This is a genomic window from Pseudomonas sp. USTB-Z, from assembly GCF_019691255.1.
GTDB classification, from domain to species: Bacteria; Pseudomonadota; Gammaproteobacteria; order Pseudomonadales; family Pseudomonadaceae; genus Aquipseudomonas; species Aquipseudomonas alloputida.
On the sequence record NZ_JAECZP010000027.1, the window covers coordinates 61714 to 81797 of the forward strand.

The 20084-nt window shown below is 60.7% G+C and carries 18 protein-coding genes; 3 read left to right on the plus strand and 15 right to left on the minus strand.

Annotated features, from left to right (window positions below):
• Positions 1-17: 17 nt before the first annotated feature.
• The 5 genes from I8746_RS23935 to I8746_RS23955 all read right to left on the minus strand — a co-directional run bounded on the left by I8746_RS23935 (position 18) and on the right by I8746_RS23955 (position 6662).
• Positions 18-1043 carry a DUF5924 family protein gene (locus tag I8746_RS23935; protein WP_003252945.1) on the minus strand — a complete coding sequence of 342 codons (1026 nt, stop codon included), beginning with the start codon at positions 1041-1043 and terminating at the stop codon, positions 18-20.
• A 93-nt stretch (positions 1044-1136) separates the two neighbouring features.
• A complete protein-coding gene (locus tag I8746_RS23940) occupies positions 1137-2543 on the minus strand; it encodes a pitrilysin family protein (protein WP_011953164.1) in 1407 nt (468 codons plus the stop codon).
• A gap of 30 nt (positions 2544-2573) precedes the next feature.
• Positions 2574-4232, minus strand: coding sequence for a Na/Pi cotransporter family protein (locus I8746_RS23945; protein ID WP_011953165.1), 1659 nt, complete (start codon positions 4230-4232; stop codon positions 2574-2576).
• A gap of 282 nt (positions 4233-4514) precedes the next feature.
• Complete coding sequence (locus tag I8746_RS23950; RefSeq protein ID WP_003252940.1) at positions 4515-5285, minus strand: TerC family protein; 771 nt, start codon at positions 5283-5285, stop codon at positions 4515-4517.
• A 69-nt stretch (positions 5286-5354) separates the two neighbouring features.
• Positions 5355-6662, minus strand: a complete 1308-nt coding sequence (locus I8746_RS23955; protein WP_010951541.1) for a CitMHS family transporter — start codon at positions 6660-6662, stop codon at positions 5355-5357.
• A 267-nt stretch (positions 6663-6929) separates the two neighbouring features.
• Between I8746_RS23955 and I8746_RS23960 the strand changes: the two genes are divergently transcribed.
• Complete coding sequence (locus I8746_RS23960) at positions 6930-7331, plus strand: GFA family protein (protein ID WP_011953166.1); 402 nt, start codon at positions 6930-6932, stop codon at positions 7329-7331.
• Positions 7332-7368: 37 nt separating this feature from the next.
• On the opposite strand, the gene I8746_RS23965 is transcribed toward I8746_RS23960, so the two are convergent.
• From I8746_RS23965 to I8746_RS24010, 10 genes are all read right to left on the minus strand, one after another.
• Positions 7369-9324: a DUF4105 domain-containing protein gene (locus tag I8746_RS23965; RefSeq protein WP_221101115.1), complete on the minus strand. Its 1956-nt coding sequence runs from the start codon at positions 9322-9324 to the stop codon at positions 7369-7371.
• Positions 9321-9641: a DUF2388 domain-containing protein gene (locus I8746_RS23970; RefSeq protein ID WP_003252932.1), complete on the minus strand. Its 321-nt coding sequence runs from the start codon at positions 9639-9641 to the stop codon at positions 9321-9323. The genes I8746_RS23965 and I8746_RS23970 overlap by 4 nt, the downstream gene beginning before the upstream one ends.
• Positions 9642-9677: 36 nt before the next feature.
• Positions 9678-9971 carry a DUF2388 domain-containing protein gene (locus I8746_RS23975; RefSeq protein WP_011953168.1) on the minus strand — a complete coding sequence of 98 codons (294 nt, stop codon included), beginning with the start codon at positions 9969-9971 and terminating at the stop codon, positions 9678-9680.
• A gap of 89 nt (positions 9972-10060) precedes the next feature.
• Positions 10061-10378 (minus strand): DUF2388 domain-containing protein, encoded by a 318-nt coding sequence (locus I8746_RS23980; protein WP_011953169.1) that lies wholly within the window; start codon positions 10376-10378, stop codon positions 10061-10063.
• 311 nt (positions 10379-10689) lie between these two features.
• Positions 10690-10905, minus strand: coding sequence for a DUF1127 domain-containing protein (locus tag I8746_RS23985; RefSeq protein ID WP_003252924.1), 216 nt, complete (start codon positions 10903-10905; stop codon positions 10690-10692).
• A 435-nt stretch (positions 10906-11340) separates the two neighbouring features.
• The gene (locus I8746_RS23990) at positions 11341-12834 is read right to left on the minus strand and encodes an acetyl-CoA hydrolase/transferase family protein (RefSeq protein ID WP_003252922.1); all 1494 of its coding nucleotides are present in this window, start codon (positions 12832-12834) and stop codon (positions 11341-11343) included.
• Between the two features lie 186 nt (positions 12835-13020).
• Positions 13021-14457, minus strand: coding sequence for an NAD(P)(+) transhydrogenase (Re/Si-specific) subunit beta (locus tag I8746_RS23995; protein WP_003252919.1), 1437 nt, complete (start codon positions 14455-14457; stop codon positions 13021-13023).
• 2 nt (positions 14458-14459) lie between these two features.
• Entirely contained in the window at positions 14460-14774 is a 315-nt protein-coding gene (locus I8746_RS24000; protein WP_003252914.1) for an NAD(P) transhydrogenase subunit alpha, read from the minus strand.
• A gap of 11 nt (positions 14775-14785) precedes the next feature.
• Positions 14786-15907 carry a Re/Si-specific NAD(P)(+) transhydrogenase subunit alpha gene (locus tag I8746_RS24005; RefSeq protein ID WP_011953170.1) on the minus strand — a complete coding sequence of 374 codons (1122 nt, stop codon included), beginning with the start codon at positions 15905-15907 and terminating at the stop codon, positions 14786-14788.
• Positions 15908-16326: 419 nt separating this feature from the next.
• A complete protein-coding gene (locus tag I8746_RS24010; protein WP_004575245.1) occupies positions 16327-17244 on the minus strand; it encodes a LysR family transcriptional regulator in 918 nt (305 codons plus the stop codon).
• A 160-nt stretch (positions 17245-17404) separates the two neighbouring features.
• Here I8746_RS24010 and I8746_RS24015 point away from each other — a divergent pair, with 160 nt between their 5' ends.
• The gene (locus tag I8746_RS24015; RefSeq protein ID WP_003252907.1) at positions 17405-18586 is read left to right on the plus strand and encodes an acyl-CoA dehydrogenase; all 1182 of its coding nucleotides are present in this window, start codon (positions 17405-17407) and stop codon (positions 18584-18586) included.
• Positions 18587-18599: 13 nt separating this feature from the next.
• Complete coding sequence (locus I8746_RS24020; protein ID WP_221101116.1) at positions 18600-19820, plus strand: CaiB/BaiF CoA-transferase family protein; 1221 nt, start codon at positions 18600-18602, stop codon at positions 19818-19820.
• Positions 19821-20084: the final 264 nt, after the last annotated feature.

Genomic DNA, 20084 nt, shown 5'->3' on the forward strand with positions numbered 1-20084 from the left:
ATGCGCAAGGCAGGGGGTCAACTACCCGCGGGTGCATCATTGACCACCTTGAAGCGCAGCACGCCAATCACTTGCCCATCCTCGGTCAGCACCCTCACCTGCCACTTGCCTACCGGGTTGGGTGGGAAGTTCTGCTTGTGGGTCCAGGCCCGATAGCCTTCCTTGCGCCCGCCGTGGATGTCCAGGGCAATGCGGTCGACCTCTTGGCCGTCCTTCTGCCACACGTGGTAGATCCGCTCGTTCAGGCCGCGTGGCGCGTTGATGGCGGTGTAGGCATACAGGCCACTGCTGCGAATGCGGCTGGCGGCAATTTCGTCCAGCGAGTCGCCCGGTTGGCGGTTCATGACTTCGGTACTCACCGCCACCTCGGTCATCCACAGGGTTGCCGGCGGTACCCAGGAGCGCAGCAGCCAGCCACCGGCACCGACCGACAGGGTAACCAGCACCAGAGCCACGGCGCGGCGCCAGTTGTTGATCGGGAAGCTGCTGGCCAGGCTGGGGAATGACAGGGCCATGGCTGCGATCAGGGCCAGCTTGAAGCTTTGTGCGGTGGTCAGGTGCAGGATGATCGGTAGCGCGGTCAGCAGAGCGGCAAACAACGTCAGGGTATGCAGCGCCAGGAATAGCCAGCGCCGTGGTGCCAGCCACTTGTAGTACAGCGGGTCGGTGATCGAAACCAGGCCGGCGGCGCCGAGCAAGCCGGTGAACACCAGCTGACCGCTGTTCCAGGTGGTGGTGATGAAAAAGAACGGCAGCACGAAGAACAGCGTTTCCTGGTGGATCATCTGCGTTGCATAGCGCAGCAGCGGCTGAGGGATCTCGCGGTTGAACGTGCGCGCGAACAGCCCGGTGAGGGTGTTCTCCAGCATCAGCCAGACCCAGCTGACCAGCATGAGCACGGCGACCCAGCTGGCCAGGCCAGCCTGGCGGTCGACCAGGATGAAGCTGCCGATACCGGAGAGGAAACCGCCGAGCGCAATGATGCCGGGGTAGCGCTTGAGGAGTTCGATGACGCGCTGGACGATATGGGGGATTTGGGGCATTGGGGGCTACAACAGAAAAGTGAGGTGGCTGTGCCAGCCTCTTCGCGGGCAAGCCTGCGAAAGGGTCGGTACTGGCAAAAGGATACCGCCGATTTACCGCTGCCGTGTAGCACCACTGGGCCGTTCAGGCCCATGCCGCCGCCAGCGCAACAGCCCCGCCGCCAGGCACAGCCCCACAAGCAAGGCCATCAGCCCGTAAAGCTCGTCATAGCCTAGCAACGGCTTTTCGACGCGCACATAGCCATCTTCCTTGAGTAGATCCTTCAGTGCCTCGTTGGCCTGTTCCAGGCTGACCTGGCGCAGCTTGCGCACCGGGCTGGCAAAGCGCCCGTCGGTATAGTCGTTCAGCGCCCCCCAGTAGTAGTCGGCCAAGGCGCTGTTGCCTTGGGTGCTCCAGCTTTCCTTGGCGATGCTGGCTTCCTTGATGCGGGCGAAGGTGTCCGGGTCCAGGCCTTCCTTACGCAGGTGGTCGAACAGGGCCTGCATCACCTTGACAGCCTTGTCGATGTCATCGCGCTCAAGGTCTGCATTGAGGCTGAGCAGGCCGGTGTCGCCAAAGCTTTCACGTTGCACGGAGGGGCCGTAGGACAGCCCGTTGCGCAGACGCAGCTGGTCGTACAGCGCCCAGTCCAGGTAGCGCGAAAGCAGGTCGAGGGTGGCTTGATGGTCGTTGTCCAGCACCGGCTCGATGAACAGCCAGTGCAATTTGACACTATCACCCAGCCAGCCGCGGGTCAGGTTGCGACGCTGTTCGGCCTGTTGGCTGATGCTTTCAAGGTTGCGGCGCTCTTCGGGTTCAGTGGCGGGCAGTTCGCCGAACGACCGCTCCAGATAGGCCGGAAGCAGGCGATCGAGGCCACCGACCATGATCAGGGTCATGTTGTTGGCCGCGTACCAGCGGTCACGCAACGCCTGAACTTGCTCCAAGGTCATGTCGTCGAGGTTGGAGCGCTCCGGGCATTTCAGACCCAGCTCGGTGGCCAGCTGGTCGTTGGCCGGATGGCCGATATCCTGGCGGTCGAGCCAGCGCTGCAGGTGGCCATAGTGGCCGCCATCCTCGCGCTCTATGATGCGCTTGGCGGTGGTCAAGGCCTTGGCGTCGATGGTGGTATCGCGGATGACTGCCAACAGCAGGTCGAGGACCTTGCGCTGGTTGCGCGCCGGGGCCTCGATGACAAAGGTGGTGTCGGCACTGCTGGTATAGGCGTTCCACTCGCCGCCGAGCGCTTGCAGGCGCTCTTCCAGCCCGCCTTCGCCTGTTTCGTCGATGCCACTGAACAACAGGTGCTCAAGCAGGTGTGGCAGCTCTTTCTGCTCGCAGTCGAAATCATCCAGGCCCACGCCGACCACTAGACGAATCGCCACATGGTCCCGTTCGTAGCCGTTTTTCAGGATGACCTGCAGACCATTAGGCAACAGGTAGCCTTCAACCCGCGAGCGGTCGAGGGCGAACGAGGGCAGGCTGCAGATCAGCAGGCAAACGAACATCAGGCAACGCATGGGCGAGCGAGGGTCCTCAGCTAGGAGAAATCACGGCTGGCGGGCTTCATCGGGCACACTGTCGAGCATCAGCCCTCCGGTGTCCGAGCCGCCCAGTACCACATAGGCACTGCTACAGAACAAAGAGTTCAACCGCTTCATGTCGGCGATCAGCTCCAAGTGTAGCGAACTGGTCTCGATACTTTGCACGACCTTGCGCTGCAGGCGGCTGACATGGGCGTGTGCGAGGCGCCGTTCCTGGGCACGGAACCGGCGTTTTTCCCGCAGCAGCAAGCGGGCGCTTTCCGGGTCGGCACTGAGGAACACCGACAGGCCCAGGCGCAGATTGGCCAGCAATTGCTCCTGCAGGCCGGTCAGCTCTTCCAGGCCTACCTGGGAAAATTCCCGACGCTGGCTGGTTTTCTGCTGCTGGACCTTGCGCAGCATGCGTTCGATCAGGTCACAGGCGAGTTTGAGGTTAATTGCCAGCTCGATGATTTCGGCCCAGCGGCGGTTGTCCTGTTCGCTGAGGTCTTCCCGTGACATCTGCGCCAGGTACAGCTTGATTGCGCTGTACAGGGCTTCGGCGTCTTCGCCCAAGGCGCGAACTTGCTGTGGCAAGGCGGTCTGGGTGCCACGCAGGGCTCCAAGCATCGCTTCGAGCAGGCTGTCGACGATATCCCCCAGGCGCAGCGTTTCGCGGGCGGCGTTGGCCAGCGCCAGGCTGGGCGTTTCCAGGGCCGAGGCATCAAGGTGACGGGGGCGGACCTGACCATTGCCGTTTTCCCGTTCAGGCAGCAGGACGTTGCACAGCCGACCCATCGGTTTGACTGTGGGCAGCATGATCAGACAGCGCAGCGTGTTGTAGAGCAGGTGAAAGCCGATGACCAGCTCCTGCGGGCTGAAACTCAGCGAGTCCATCCATGCCACCAGCGGGTGCAGCACAGGGATGATCAGCACCAGGCCGATCAGCTTGTACAGCAGGCTGCCCAAGGCCACCCGACGCCCGGCGGCGTTCTGCATGCTGGTACTGATGAAGGCCAGCAGCCCGCTGCCGATGTTGGCGCCGACCACCAGCCCGATGGCTACCGGCAAGCTGATCAGTTCGGCGCCGGCCAGTGTCGCTGTGAGCAGAACGGCGGCCAGACTGGAATAGGAAATCATGGCGAACATTGCCCCGACCAGAGCGTCGAGCATGATGTCGCCGGTCAGTGAGGCAAACAGCACTTTCACGCCCTGGGCATGGGTGATCGGCGCGGCTGCCTGCACGATAAGCTCAAGTGCCAGGATGATCAGGCCAAGCCCGATGCCTACTCGGCCCAGTTGGCCGGCCCGTGTCTGCTTGCGCGAAAGGAAGAAGATCACGCCAAGGAAGATCAGCAGCGGCGACAGCCAGGACAGGTCGAAGGTCAGTACCCGGGCCATCAGTGCGGTACCCACGTCGGCACCCAGCATGATCGCCAAGGCCGGGGTCATGGCCATCAGGCCTTGGCCGACGAAAGAGGTGACCAGCATGGCCGTGGCGTTACTGCTTTGAACCATGGCTGTGACCAGAATACCGGCGATGAATGCCAGCGGGCGCTTGTCCATGTTCTGGCTGATGATGCGTCGCAGGTTCGAACCGAATACCCGAAGGATGCCGGTACGCACAATGTGGGTACCCCAGACCAGAAGCGTCACGGCCGAGAGCAGGTTGAGCAGGGTCAGCATGGCGAAGGCCCCCTGTTGCATAGGCCCATCGGGCCAAGAAAAGAAACGTGAGCGTTTGAAGAATTTTCGGTGCTCACTCAAAGCTTTAGCTGTTTTGCCAAGCTGTCGCCAGCTTCGCATGGCAGTCATTTATTTGAAACAGATCTTGAAACGAATGACGGCCTGGCGGGGCCGCTTCGCGGGCAAGCCTCCACAGTGACAACGCGCAGGAAAAAACGCACAGAAAAAAGGCATGAAAAAGGGCCCTGCGAAGGGCCCTTGTTGTGCAGCACTTCCTTGGCCTTATTGACCCGGAATGTCCTTGCGCAGTTTCACCGGTTCATGATCTTTGCCTTCCTTGCGGGCCATGGCGGTGCGCATGCGTATGTTGATGGCTTCCACCCCCAGCGAGAAGGCCATGGCGAAGTAGACATAGCCCTTCGGCACATGCACATCGAACGCTTCAGCGATCAGTACAGTACCGACCACGATCAGGAACGACAGCGCGAGCATCTTCAGCGACGGGTGCTTGTCGATGAAATTGCTGATGGCGCCGGCGCACAGCATCATCACCAGCACGGCCACGACGATGGCGGCGATCATCACCGGTACGTGGGAAACCATGCCCACAGCGGTGATCACCGAGTCCAGCGAGAACACGATGTCGATGATGGCGATCTGGATGATGGTGTAGAAGAACTTGCCACCTGCGCCTTTGGGCTCCTCTGCGTTCTCGTCCTCGCCTTCCAGGCCGTGGTAGATCTCTTGCGAGCTCTTCCATAGCAGGAACAGGCCACCGAAGAACAGGATCAGGTCACGCCCGGAGATGCCTTGGCCAAAGACCACGAACAGGTCTGCGGTAAGGCGCATCACCCAGGTAATCGACAGCAGCAGCATGATACGGGTGACCATGGCCAGGGCCAGGCCGAAGATCCGGGTGCGTGGCTGCATGTGCTTGGGCATGCGGCTGACCAGAATCGAGATCATGATGATGTTGTCGATACCGAGGACGATCTCAAGCGCGGTAAGGGTGAAAAAGGCAACCCAGATTTCCGGGCTGGTCAGCCATTCCATGTATTTTCCTTCGAGCGGTAATGGCAACGCGCCCCGGTCAGGGCGCGTCGCGTACGTGATACGGATGTATTAAAGACTACTGAACAGCGGGAAAATCCCCATCAGCAGTGCGCCGAGCATTATGCACAGGCATACCAGCACTGCCCACTTGAGCGTGAAGCGCTGATGATCGCCGAACTCGATACCGGCCAGGGCCACCAGCAGGTAGGTGGAGGGTACCAGCGGGCTGAGCAGGTGTACCGGCTGCCCGACGATCGACGCACGGGCCATTTCCACCGGGGTGATGCCATAGTGGCTGGCGGCCTCGGCCAGCACCGGCAGTACGCCGTAGTAGAACGCGTCGTTGGACATGAAGAAGGTGAACGGCATGCTCACGATCGCAGTGATTACGGCCAAGTATGGGCCCAGTGCCTCGGGGATGACCGCCAGCAGGCTCTTGGACATGGCGTCGACCATGCCGGTGCCGGACAGGATGCCGGTGAAGATGCCGGCGGCGAAGATCAGCCCGGTCACGGCCAGTACGCTGCCGGCGTGGGCGGCGATGCGGTCCTTCTGCTGTTGCAGGCACGGGTAGTTGACGATCATGGCGATACTGAAGGCAATCATGAACAGCACTGGCAGCGGCAGCAGGCCGGCGATCAGCGCGACCATCAGGGCGGCGGTCAGGGCACCGTTGAAGTACAGCAGCTTGGGCCGGCGTGCGTCCGGGTACTGCGAGACGGTGATTTCGCTGTGGTCGATGTCGTCGGTAGGCAGATGCAGTTCGCCCAGGCGGGCACGCTCACGCTTGCCATACATGTAGGCAATGGCCAGGATCGCCAACACACCGAACAGCATGGCCGGGATCATCGGCACGAAGATGTCTGACGGGTCTACGTGCAGGGCGCTGGCAGCACGCGCGGTCGGCCCACCCCAGGGGGTCATGTTCATCACGCCGCCGGCGAGGATGATCAGGCCGGCCATGATCCGCGGGCTCATGCCCAGGCGGCTGTACATCGGCAGCATGGCGGCGCAGCAGATCATGTAGGTGGTGGCTCCGTCACCGTCGAGCGAGACCACCAGGGCCAGTACAGCGGTACCGACCGAGACTTTCAGCGGATCGCCCTTGACCAGCTTGAGGATCTTGCGAACGGCCGGGTCGAACAGGCCGGAATCGATCATCAGGGCGAAATAGAGGATGGCGAACATCAGCATCACGCCGGTAGGTGCGAGCTTGCTGATGCCCTCTAGCATCATGGGGCCGATCTTGGCGGAAAAACCACCGAACAGGGCGAACAGGATCGGTACCAGAATCAGCGCGATCAAGGCCGAAAGGCGCTTGGTCATGATCAGGTACATGAACGTGATGACCATGGCAAAGCCGAGGAAGGTCAGCATGGCAATACTCCAGGCGTGGCGCGGCGAAAGAACAGTCGATTCGGGCGTATCAGCGCGTAGGGCGCTGTGCGGGGAGCATGCGGAGGGGGACTACGAAAAGGCGGGCACAGGAATACATCAGAATCACCATTGTTGTTGTTGATTGGGCCGGGCGCGGTATTGACCGGGTGCCCTGGCTGACCGGTCTTGTGCCGGTAGTGGGCGCTATCCTAAAAGGGCAAGCTTTCAGCCAGCTTTCGCTGAAGCAAAGGTGACGAGAGGTAGGTGATGCAGGATGTAACCGAAGGTGGCTGCCATTGTGGAGCCCTGCGTTATCGACTGGAGGGCAACCTGACGGACATTGCCCACTGTCATTGTTCGATCTGCAGGCGGGTCAGCGGTGGACTGGTGGTCACCTGGCTTACCCTGCCCCGTTCTGGGTTCCAGTGGTTGACGGGCGAGCCGAACTGCTATGTGGCGCCTGCCAGTTGCAGCCGCTACTTCTGTGGGCAGTGTGGGGCGCATGTGGCGCTGGTGACCACGCATAGCCCGCAGACGATCGATGTGACGGTGGCCACGCTGGATCACCCTGAGCGGGTACGAGCCAACCGGCATATCTGGGTGGGCAGCCGGTTGCCCTGGTTGCATCTGGATGAGGATTTGCCCTCGGAAGATGAGGAGCGCCTGTAGGGGGGGCTTGCCCGCGAAAGGGCCAGCCCGTCATCCATCACAACTGCAGGCCACCAGCAGCCTTGTGCAACGCCCGCAAGTGCTCGCCGATCTGCTTCACGTTGGCCTCGACCGCTGCAATTTCCTTGGCTCGCGACGGCTCCAGCAGCGCCCTCACCTCTTTGTCCAGGCTGGTGCTCAAGCGCAACAGCTGTGCCTGCCGCTCTCTGCTCACCTGCTCCAGGTGCTTGCGCTCTTCTGGCTGCGGCAGCCCGTAGCCTTTGGAATCGAGCAGCTCTGCCGGGCGGCTGAGAAAACCGCTGTTGGCAAGCATTTGCTTGAGCGTGGCATCAGCTTTGTTGATGCTGCCATCCTTCAAGGCTGCGGCATTCAGGTAACGCTGCTTGACCTCGTCCTGGGCCAGCAGAAGCTGCCGGCGCAGGCTGGCCTGCTCAAGCAGAAGCAGTGCCGCGCTGGTGCGCAGGTCAGCCTTGGCGAACCAGCTACGGCGCTGCTCGGCATTGAGGGCCAGCCAGTCTTCAACCAGAGCTTGCTTGATTGGCAACTGTTTTCTCAGCACCTCGAACATGGCCTGGTACCGGTCGCGGTAAGAATCGAAGCGGTAGCCCAGGCGTAACGCTTCGCGCGGGTTATCAAGCACGCTGGTATCTGCCAGCCCCCTGCCCTTGAGCACGGCCAGCAAACCGTTGGGCATGATGCTGTCCAGGTCGTTGAGGCGTGGATTGGCGGTGCCGCTGCGCAGCAGCTTCAACGACTCCACTGCACAGTTGTTGGACAGGAACCAGTAGTTGCCGTCATAGCTCCAGTGCATCTCGGCGGCCTGGCGCACCAGGTTCTCGATTTCGTCGCGGTTGAGCTTCAAGGGCACCGAGGCCAGGCTGCGCAGCTCGGTCTTGGTGTATTCGTCGATCACCTGGCCCAGCGGAAGCACGAATAGCCGCGACGGGTAGTTGCCGACCAGGCCGTCCCAGCTGGAGAGTTGCACGTCGTTGACGAAGGCGCGGTACGAAAGCACCAGGCTTTGATCAAGGTCCAGGCGGCAGTCTGGGCCGCGTGGTCGGCCCGGCTTGCAGATCACCAGGCGCAGCATGCTGTGCCCCCAGCGGCTGACCAGGTTCTGATTGGCTTCAGCCAGCAGATAGTCCACTTCGTAGACCCGCTCTGGGTCGATTTCACCTAGCGGCTGGCGGGCGAAGTCGCTGCCGGCATTGATGAATGGCAGGCCTTTGGCACAGGTGTCCTGTTGGGGTGCCCAGCCGAAGTGTTCGCGGAGGTACTGATACAGCGCCGGGCGACGGCAGCTGTAGCTCGGGTCGAGGAGGAAATACTCCATGTTGACCGCGATGTATTCCTTGGGGCTGCTCAACTCATAGCTGTCGGGGCTGCGCACGAATTGGCCATTGTGCTGTTCGCGCTCGCCTCGTCGGCCCACGTACTGCTGCCACCCGGCCAGGTCGAGCAGGCGTGGGTCGTCGCTCAGGGTGAAGCGGCGCTCGGCCTGCCCGCGGCATTCTTCCGGCAGGCCGACCTTGCCCAGCGTGCCTTGCTGGCGCTTGCAGCGTGCAATCAGCGAACTCTCGACGCTGGGCCACAAGCGGGCACGGTCGTAGAGATGGGTGAGCTCGTGCAGCACGGTGGCCAGCAGCTCTTCTCGCACCGTGCCATGTGGGCGGTCGGTGCGCTCAGTGGCGGCGCTGCCATCGGTGAGGCTGGTCAGCAAGCTGCGGTTGAGCTCGAGGGTGGATATCAGTGAAGCCTGCCCATAGGCGTCGGCAGGCATGTTGTCGCTCCAACTGACCCGCACGCGACGGTCCAGCTGTTGCTTGAAGCGCGGTGGCAGCTTACCCATGGCCTCGTTGAGCAGGGCTTGGGAAGCTTGTGCTTGTTGCGGGTCCAGGCCGGACGACTGCAGCTCAAGCTGCAGGTCGGCCAAGGCGGGCGTGCCGAGCAGCGTCAGGGCGCAGCCGAGCAGCCAGGCGCGCACGCGCGTCACAGTGCGAGTATGGCTTCAGCCAGCACCTGGTCGCTGGCGCCTCGCGCTTCCGGTACGCGCTCGCGCAGGGTATTGAAGGCTGCCTCGAGTTGGACGCCGCGGATATCACCGTTGCTGGCGACAAAGCTTGCAGCGTCGTCGTGGGCTTCACGCACCACTTTGGAGTCGCGGATCGAGGTGGTGGTGTCTGAGGTGAAGTCGATCGAACGGCCAAAGGCACGCACGATGATGTTGCTGGTGGCCACCAGGGTCTGTGCCTGGGCCAGGTCGGCCAGCAGCAGCATGCCGAGGGAAGCGGCAATCAGCGGTTTACGCATGGAGCATCTCCGAAAAATACAGGGAGTCAGATGTAGTTATTGGACGAGAATTGCCTGCGCCAGTTCCAGATCGCCGACGGCATGCCGTGCGCAATTGTGGCGTAATGATTCAAGGGCGGCTTCCAGGCGTGCACCACGGATCAGGCCGTCGCTGGCAACGAATGCGGCGGCATCGTCGCGGGCCTGTCTGACCAGTTTGCGGTCGAATGGTGCGGCTGTGACCTGGCTGGTGACATAGCCGGTGATGACCAGGCTTTGTGTGGTCGTATCCATGGCATGGGCGCTGGCCATGCCTGCGGCGGCGAACAGCAACGGCAACAGATAACGCATGAGCTTTCTTGAAGGCTGGAAAAATGAACGGCGAAGCCTACCTCAGGTGCGAGGGCAGAAGCCAACGCACCTGTCTCGCATGGGGTGTATCAGAGTGCCAGGATGGCCTGGGCCAGCTGTGCATCGCTGGCTTGCAGGGCAGGCATGTTCGAACGGATGTGTACAAAGGCGCTTTCCAGTCGGGCGCCGCGGATAGCGCCCTGGGTACCGACGAAGCTGGCTGCGTCATCGCGGGCTGCCTGGACGATCTTGTCGTCGCGGAACGAAGAACTCACGTCGGATGTGGCGTCGGTGGAGGCAGCAACGGCGCCCACTACCGCGTCGGTGGTGACAACGAAACTGGTGGCATTGGCAGTGCCAGCCAGGCCAAGCAGCAGGGCGGCGCCAAGCAGGTGTTTACGGGACATGATCGTGGACTCCTGGGGTAGGGTCAGGTTGGTTCTGCTTTATCGGACGTTTGCAGGGATCGTCACGGTACGTTTCAACAACGGGTTCCAGCAGACGGTTATGCCAAGCGTATCACGCAGTGCTGCGTAGGGATGATAACGAGTGCTACGCCAGGCAACTGTTAAGGCATTTTTTTGTATTTGTAAAACTGTACTGGTCGTGATCTGAAGTGCTCTACAGCGTATCTCTCGGGCAATAAAAAACCCGCTGCAGTTACCTGCAACGGGTTAGGGGAATTCACGGTGCCGGCCGAAGCCGGCAAGCCGGGAGCTTAGCGCCAGAAAGGCTTGCTCAGCTCTTCGTAACGCTGCGACTCGCTGATACCGGCGTCTGCCAGCAGGCGGGAGTCCAGGCGAGCCAGTTGACGACGGCTGGTCATACGGCGCTGCCACAGCAGCAGGGTCGACAATGCGCGCAGCGGCAGCGAGGTGTTGGATTGCTGGGCGTTGCTTTCAAAAACCAGACCGGAACTGAGGGTACGTTCCATGATGCTTCATCCTTCCGCTTATGGCGGCATTAGGTAGTGATTTAACTGATGCCAATGATCCTCCTCTGTCGTCCATAACAGTAGATACAGTTCAGTTGAAAGACGATGGCTCAGTTAACTGTGTAACCCTACTGTTGCACTCGAAATAGGCGCAACTGTACTGGTCCGCACTTCTTTGGTGCGCTTTGATTCGAGAAAGGGGATTTATCAGTCGGGAAGGTCTGAAAACACCAGTACAGTAGTACAGATTGTGCGGCTGATGGCGGAAAGGTGTAATGATAGAAGGGGGTGACTGTTATGGCCCATTCGCGAGCTTGCCCGCTCCCACAGGGAAAGTGCTGCCCTTGAGGGTTGCACATCACCTGTGGGAGCGGGCAAGCCCGCGAAGAGGCCGGAACAGCGGAGGCAGGGCCGCCGTTCCGTACCACATCTGGATCAGCTAGCCAGCATGCGCCCGGTTTCTTCCAGGTTTTCGTGCCAGCTCAAGGCTTCACGCAGGATGTGCGGGGTATGGCCGCCACGCTGGCAGGCGCGGTCGAAGTAGTCGTTCAGCGCAGCGCGATAGTCTGGGTGCACGCAGTTGTCGATGATCGCTCGCGCCCGCTCGCGCGGCGCCAGGCCACGCAGGTCCGCCAGGCCCTGCTCGGTGACCAGGATGTCCACGTCGTGCTCGGTGTGGTCGACATGGCTGACCATTGGCACCACGCTGGAAATCGCCCCGCCTTTGGCAATCGACTTGGTGACGAACACCGCCAGGTGGGCGTTACGGGCGAAGTCGCCGGAGCCACCAATGCCGTTCATCATCCTTGTGCCACAGACGTGGGTGGAGTTGACGTTGCCGTAGATATCGAACTCCAGTGCGGTGTTGATACCGATGATGCCCAGGCGACGTACCACTTCCGGGTGGTTGGAAATTTCCTGCGGGCGTAGCACCAACTTGTCCTTGTAACGCTCCAGGTTGCCGAACACATCGGCATTGCGGCGCGTTGACAGGGTGATCGAGCTGCCCGATGCGAAGCTAAGCTTGCCGGCGTCGATCAGGTCGAAGGTGGAGTCCTGCAGCACTTCGGAGTACATGGTCAGGTCTTCGAACGGCGACTCGATCAGGCCGCACATCACCGCATTGGCAATGCTGCCAATGCCAGCTTGCAGCGGGCCGAGCTTGTTGGTCATACGGCCTGCATCCACTTCCTTCTTGAGGAAGTTGATCAGGTGGTCGGCGATGCCCTGTGTTTCATCATCTGGCGGCAGCACAGTGGACGGCGAGTCTGGCTGGTCGCTGATGACGATACCGACGATCTTGGCGGGGTCGATCGGGATCGCGGTGCTGCCGATACGGTCGTCTACCTTGACCAGCGGGATTGGCGTGCGAGTCGGACGGTAGGTTGGGATATAGATGTCGTGCAGGCCTTCGAGGTTGGTGTTGTGCGAGAGGTTGATCTCCACAATCACCTGCTTGGCGAAGATCGCGAAGCTGGCCGAGTTGCCCACCGAGGTGGTTGGCACGATGTGGCCTTGCTCGGTGATGGCCACAGCTTCGATGACCGCGATGTCCGGCAGCTTCAGCTGCTGGTTGCGCAGTTGCTCGACGGTTTCCGACAGGTGCTGGTCAATGAACATCACCTGGCCGTCATTGATGGCTTTGCGCAGGGTGCTGTCGACCTGGAACGGCATGCGGCGGGCCAACACACCGGCCTCGGTCAGTTGTTTGTCCAGGTCATTGCCCAGGCTGGCGCCGGTCATCAGGCTGATTTTCAGTGGCGATTGCTTGGCGCGTTCGGCCAGTGCATGCGGTACGGCCTTGGCTTCGCCGGCGCGGGTGAAGCCGCTCATGCCGACAGTCATGCCGTCCTCGATCAGACCAGCGGCATCAGCCGCACTCATTACCTTGCTGTGCAGGGAGGACAAGCGGATACGATCACGGTACATGGATTGTTATCTCGGGCTACTGAAACTACTGCAGCGCAGTCTAGAGATTTCGCCCATTGCCGTCCCACGACCATGGTCGTATGAGAAGCCTTGTATTTGAGCCGTTGATCCGGATCAATAAAAGAAAAGCCCCGGCAGATTCTGACCGGGGCCTCCTTTATATCAGCTGGTTTGCAGCGGCGGGTGTCACTCCACTGCCTTGACCATGTCCTCGATGACCTTCTTGGCGTCACCGAACACCATCATGGTCTTGTCCAGATAGAACAGTTCGTTGTCCAGGCCGGCATAGCCGCTGGCCATCGAGCGTTTGTTGACGATGATGGTCTTGGCTTTGAACGCTTCGAGGATCGGCATGCCGGCGATTGGCGACTTGGGATCGTTCTTCGCCGCCGGGTTGACCACGTCGTTGGCGCCCAGCACCAGCACCACGTCGGCCTGGCCGAACTCGGCGTTGATGTCTTCCATCTCGAATACCTGATCGTACGGCACTTCAGCCTCGGCCAGCAGTACGTTCATGTGCCCGGGCATACGGCCCGCCACCGGGTGAATCGCATACTTCACGGTCACGCCGTTGTGGGTCAGCTTCTCGGTCAGCTCTTTCAGCGCGTGTTGTGCGCGGGCCACCGCCAGGCCGTAGCCCGGAACGATGATCACGCTGTCGGCGTTGCTGAGCAGGAAGGTGGCATCGTCAGCCGAACCGGACTTCACCGGCCGCTGTTCTTGCGAACCTTGCGCCGCGCCAGTGTCGGTATCGCCACCGAAGCCGCCAAGGATGACGTTGAAGAACGAGCGGTTCATCGCCTTGCACATGATGTACGAGAGGATGGCACCGGACGAACCTACCAGGGAACCCGCGATGATCAGCATCGAGTTGTTCAGCGAGAAGCCGATGCCGGCCGCTGCCCACCCCGAGTAGCTGTTGAGCATCGACACCACCACTGGCATGTCGGCGCCGCCGATCGGAATAATGATCAGCACACCCATGATGAAGGCCAGGACCAGCATCAGGGTGAAGGCACTGTAGTGGCCAGTGAAAGTGAAAAGCAGGCCAAGGGCGATGGTGGTCAGGCCAAGGATCAGGTTCAGTTTGTGCTGGCCAGCGAACTGTACCGGTGCGCCTTGGAAAAGGCGGAACTTGTACTTGCCCGACAACTTGCCAAAGGCGATCACCGAACCGGAGAAGGTAATGGCACCGATGGCAGCACCGAGGAACAGTTCCAGGCGGTTGCCGGTGGGGATCGGATCGCTGATGGCAGCCACAATGCCCATCGACTGTGGCTCCAGCACGGCGGCGATGGCAATGAACACCGCGGCCAGGCCGATCATGCTGTGCATGAAAGCGACCAGCTCGGGCATTTTGGTCATTTCGACGCGCTTGGCCATGATCGAACCGGCGGTGCCGCCGACCAGCAGGCCGACGATGACATAGCCGATACCGGCTGTGGCAAGTTCAGCCCCAAGCTTATAAATGAGGCCGACCGTCGTGAGGATGGCGAGCCCCATGCCGATCATGCCGAACAGATTGCCGCGCCGCGAGGTAGTCGGGTGCGACAGGCCCTTGAGCGCCTGGATGAAGCACACCGAGGCGACGAGGTAGAGGAGCGTTACCAGATTCATGCTCATGCTTACTTCTTCGCCTCGTTCTTGGTTTTCTTCTTGAACATTTCAAGCATGCGGCGGGTGACCAGGAAGCCACCGAACACGTTGACTGCGGCAAGGGCCACAGCCAGGGTGCCCATCAGCTTGCCGGCCGGGGTCACGGTCAGGGCCGCGGCCAGCATGGCGCCGACGATGACGATTGCCGAGATGGCATTGGTGACCGCCATCAGTGGGGTGTGCAGCGCCGGGGTGACGTTCCACACCACGTGGTAGCCCACATAGATGGCCAGCACGAAAATGATCAGGTTGTAGATGCCGTGGGAAATCAGCATGTCTTCCATTGTCGTGCTCCTTAGCCGTTCTTGCGGACGATCTGACCATCACGGCACATCAGGCAGGCCGCGACGATGTCGTCTTCGAGGTTGATGATCAGCGCGCCATCCTTGTCGAACAGCAGCTTCATGAAGTCCAGCAGGTTGCGTGCATACAGTGCCGAGGCATCGGCACTCACCTGGGCCGGCAGGTTGGTCGGGCCGACGATGGTCACGCCGTTCTCCTGCACCACCTGGTCTGCGACGGTCAGCGGGCAGTTGCCGCCTTGGGCTGCAGCCAGGTCGATGACCACCGAGCCAGGCTTCATCTGCGCCACTGTTTCGGCGCTCAGCAGGGTCGGCGCCTTGCGCCCGGGGATCAGCGCGGTGGTGATGACGATATCGGCCTGCTTGGCGCGCTCGTGCACGGCCTGCGCCTGGCGCTGCATCCAACTGGCCGGCATTGGTCGGGCATAGCCGCCAACACCTTCGGCGCATTCTCGCTCCTCGTCGGTCTCATATGGCACGTCGATGAATTTTGCACCCAGTGATTCGATCTGCTCTTTCACCGCCGGGCGAACGTCGGATGCTTCGATCACCGCACCCAGGCGCTTGGCGGTGGCGATAGCCTGCAAGCCGGCAACGCCAGCGCCCAGTACCAGGACGCGTGCGGCCTTAACGGTACCGGCAGCGGTCATCAGCATTGGCATGAAGCGTGGGTAGTAATGGGCTGCCAGCAACACGGCCTTGTAGCCGGCGATGTTGGCCTGCGACGACAGCACGTCCAGGCTCTGCGCCCGCGAGGTTCGCGGCGCGGCTTCCAGGGCGAAGGCGGTAATACCGCGTTCGGCCATCTTGCCGATCAGTTCACCGTTGAAGGGGTTGAGCATGCCCACCAGAAGGCTGCCGCTGTTGATCAGGGCCAGTTCCTGGTCGTTGGGGGCGACCACTTTGAGTACCAATTGGGCGCCGTAGGCATCGGCGGCGCTTCCAAGGGAAGCACCCACGGCTTCATAGGCACTGTCCGGAATGGCGGCGTTGAGCCCTGCCCCCCGTTGAACGGTGACCTGATGGCCCTGGCCAATCAGTTTCTTGATGGTTTCGGGGGTCGCAGCGACCCTTGTCTCACCGGTCTGCGTCTCGAGAGGAACACCAATGTGCACGACTATTTCTCCTGCGGTGACCTTTTGTCTTTGTAGAAGCCAGCACACTTCGGATGGTGCGCTGGGGCGGCTGTGGAGCGCCAACCCGCCGGATCCCGGGCGGGGCGAAGCATTTTGCAGACGAACCCGAAGGCCTTCAACCGGTTCTGAAGCGAAACGAAGTCAAAACTACAAGTCACCCTGTGACCGCTTGTCGCAGCAATAGGGTTGCAGCCCGTCAAACATGCGCCATTGGCAGATTAGGAGAAAAAATCAAAAAAAAAGCGGCCAATTCGCTTACGACTAGTTGGATGTCGCAAAATAACCCGCAAAGCCGCGTACTGAGCACGGTTAAAGGGTGTTTTTATGCTTGCGTTACAGTTTGCGAATATGCGACATATACATATATCTGTAGGTGTTTAAAATAATTGACTACAGGGTCAATTTGTCGCGCTTGCCCCTGATCTATTCAGGTAGGCCTGAGCCTGGCTTACCAGCCAGTCGCGAAAGGCGCGTAGCGACGCCGACTCCACCTTGCGCTCTGGAATCATCAGATAGTAGGCCTTGTCGCTACTCAGGGCATGCCTGTTAGCGACCACCAGCCGTCCCTCCTCCAACTCCCGCTGGATCAGGAACGGCGGTATCAGGGCAATGCCCATATCGTGCATGGCCGCCTGGGCGAGCATCGAGAATAGTTCATAGCGCGGGCCTGTCATGTCGCGCTCCACATTCATGCCCACACTGCCGAACCATTGCCGCCAGGCATACGGGCGCGTGCTCTGCTGCAGCAGTGGTAGCTGCGCGATGTGGCGTGCCTCGAGCATGCCCTGGCCGTTCAGCAGTGCCGGGCTGCACACGGGTACTGGGTTTTCACCCATCAGTTGGTGCGACTGGGTGCCTGACCAGTCCGCATCACCAAAATAGATGGCGGCATCGAAGGTAGTGTCGGCGAACAGGAATGGCCGGGTGCGGTTGGTGAGGTTGACTGTGACCTCCGGGTGGCGCTGCTGGAAGTCCTTGAGCCGTGGTAGCAGCCATTGAGTGCCAAACGTCGGCACTACCGCCAGCTCGATCACATTGGCGCCTTGCTGGCGCATGACCGACAAGGTATCGCGCTCCACGGCGTCCAGTTGGGCCGCCACCTGGCGACTGTAGGACAGGCCGGCTTCGGTCAGCCTTACGCCGCGGCGCGAGCGACGGAACAGTTCCACATTAAGGAAGGCTTCCAGGCCACCGATCTGCCGACAGACGGCACCCTGGGTCAGCGCGAGTTCCTGGGCAGCCTTGGTAAAGCTCTCGTTACGGGCTGCCGCCTCGAAGCAAATCAGGGCGGCGGTACTGGGGATCTTCCGGCGCATGTACATCAACCTCACTTGTAAGGCTGTCAATAAGGCGTTTTGCCGATTTACGGAGTGACAAAATATCACTAATTGGTGCGCAATCCTCGTTTGTCCCGGCGGCCGATCAGGCCTAGGCTCAAAGGCACAAGAAACTGACCCCTATTTCGAGGATTCGCTCATGGCCGGTAAAGCAAGCTTCAACTGGATCGACCCGTTGCTGCTGGATCAGCAGCTCACTGAAGAAGAGCGCATGGTGCGTGACAGCGCTTATCAGTTCGCCCAGGACAAGCTGGCCCCGCGTGTGCTTGAGGCCTTCCGCCATGAGCAGACCGATCCGGCGATCTTCCGCGAGATGGGTGAAGTCGGCCTGTTGGGTGCAACCATTCCCGAGCAATACGGTGGCAGCGGCCTGAATTATGTGTGCTATGGCCTTATTGCTCGCGAAGTGGAACGTATCGACTCAGGTTACCGCTCGATGATGAGTGTGCAGTCGTCGCTGGTGATGGTGCCGATCAACGAATTTGGCACCGAAGCTCAAAAGCAGAAGTACCTCCCCAAGCTGGCCAGTGGCGAGTGGATCGGTTGCTTCGGTCTGACCGAGCCTAACCATGGCTCCGATCCTGGTTCGATGATTACGCGCGCGAGGAAGGTCGACGGTGGCTACCGGCTGACCGGCAGTAAAATGTGGATCACCAACAGTCCTATCGCCGATGTGTTCGTGGTGTGGGCCAAGGATGATGCGGGCGATATTCGTGGCTTCGTACTGGAAAAAGGCTGGCAAGGCCTCAGTGCCCCGGCAATCCATGGCAAGGTTGGCCTGCGCGCGTCGATCACTGGTGAAATCGTCATGGACAATGTGTTCGTGCCAGAAGAGAACATCTTCCCGGACGTGCGTGGCCTCAAGGGCCCGTTCACCTGCCTGAACTCGGCTCGCTATGGTATTTCTTGGGGGGCGCTGGGTGCCGCTGAAGCCTGCTGGCACACCGCTCGCCAGTACACCCTGGACCGTCAGCAGTTTGGTCGTCCACTGGCCGCCAACCAGTTGATTCAGAAGAAGCTTGCCGACATGCAGACAGAAATCACCCTGGCGCTGCAGGGCTGCCTGCGTCTGGGGCGCATGAAGGATGAAGGGACGGCTGCGGTGGAAATCACCTCCATCATGAAGCGCAATTCCTGCGGCAAGGCGCTGGATATCGCTCGTATGGCGCGTGACATGCTGGGCGGCAACGGCATCTCCGACGAGTTTGGTGTGGCCCGCCATCTGGTTAACCTGGAGGTGGTCAACACCTATGAAGGTACCCATGATGTGCATGCACTTATCCTGGGTCGTGCGCAGACCGGTATCCAGGCGTTCTATTGATAAGGAGCAAACCATGGGCGCGCTATCACATCTGCGGGTGCTAGACCTTTCGCGCGTGTTGGCCGGCCCGTGGTCTGGTCAGATTTTGGCTGACCTTGGCGCTGACGTGATCAAGGTCGAGCGCCCTGGCACTGGCGACGATACCCGCTCATGGGGGCCGCCTTTTCTCAAGGATGTCGAAGGTGAGGACACCAGTGAGGCGGCCTATTACCTGTCGGCCAACCGCAACAAGCGCTCAGTGACCATCGACTTTACCCAGCCGGAGGGACAGCGGCTGGTGCGTGAACTGGCGGCGAAGTGCGACATCGTCATAGAGAACTTCAAGGTAGGTGGGCTGGCTGCGTATGGCCTGGACTACCAGAGCCTGAAGGCGATAAACCCGCAGCTTATCTATTGCTCCATTACCGGCTTCGGTCAGACCGGGCCCTATGCCAAGCGCGCTGGCTATGACTTCATGATCCAGGGCTTGGGTGGGCTGATGAGCCTGACTGGTCGTCCGGAGGGTGAAGAGGGCGCCGGGCCGGTCAAGGTGGGGGTGGCGCTTACCGACATTCTGACCGGGTTGTATTCCACGGTCGCCATGCTGGCTGCCCTCGCCCACCGGGATCAGGCCGGGGTCGGCCAGCATATCGACATGGCATTGCTCGATGTACAGGTGGCCTGCCTGGCGAACCAGGCAATGAACTACCTGACCACGGGCAGCCCTCCTCGTCGGCTGGGTAATGCGCATCCTAATATAGTCCCTTACCAGGACTTTCCGACGGCAGATGGCGATTTCATTCTTACCGTGGGCAATGACAGCCAGTTCCGCAAGTTCGCTGAGGTGGCCGGGCAGCCGCAATGGGCGGAAGACCCTCGATTCATTACCAATAAGCTGCGGGTGGCCAACCGGGCCGAGCTGATTCCATTGATTCGCCAGGCTACGGTGTTCAAGACCACGGCTGAGTGGGTGGCCCAGTTGGAGGCTGCAGGAGTGCCATGTGGGCCTATCAATAACCTGGCGCAGATGTTCCAGGATCCCCAGGTGCTGGCGCGCGGGTTGGCGTTGAATATTCCGCATCCATTGGCGGGTAGTGTGCCGCAAGTTGCGAGCCCGATACGGTTGTCGGAGACGCCAGTGGAGTATCGCCGGGCACCACCCTTGTTAGGCGAGCATACCGAAGCGGTGCTGGGGGAGGTGCTGGGGCTGGATGTCGGCGAGGTGCAGCGCCTTCGTGGTGCTGGTGTGCTCTAGATGAATAGCGGGGAGGCCGTCAGGCCTCCCCGCTTTGTTTTTTCTGCGCTATCAACGGTTATTGAAATTAAAGGTTGACGCCCTCTCGAATCCCCTTATAATGCGCCCCACTTCCAGCGACATCGGAACGAAAAACTCCTTGAGATTCAATGGGTTAAGTAGTGAAGGCAAAAGCTGAAAGGGCTACGATCGAATGATCGAAAGCGGTTGAAAATGGTGGTTGACAGCGCTTCCAAGTGCTGTATGATTCGCCTCCCGCTACGA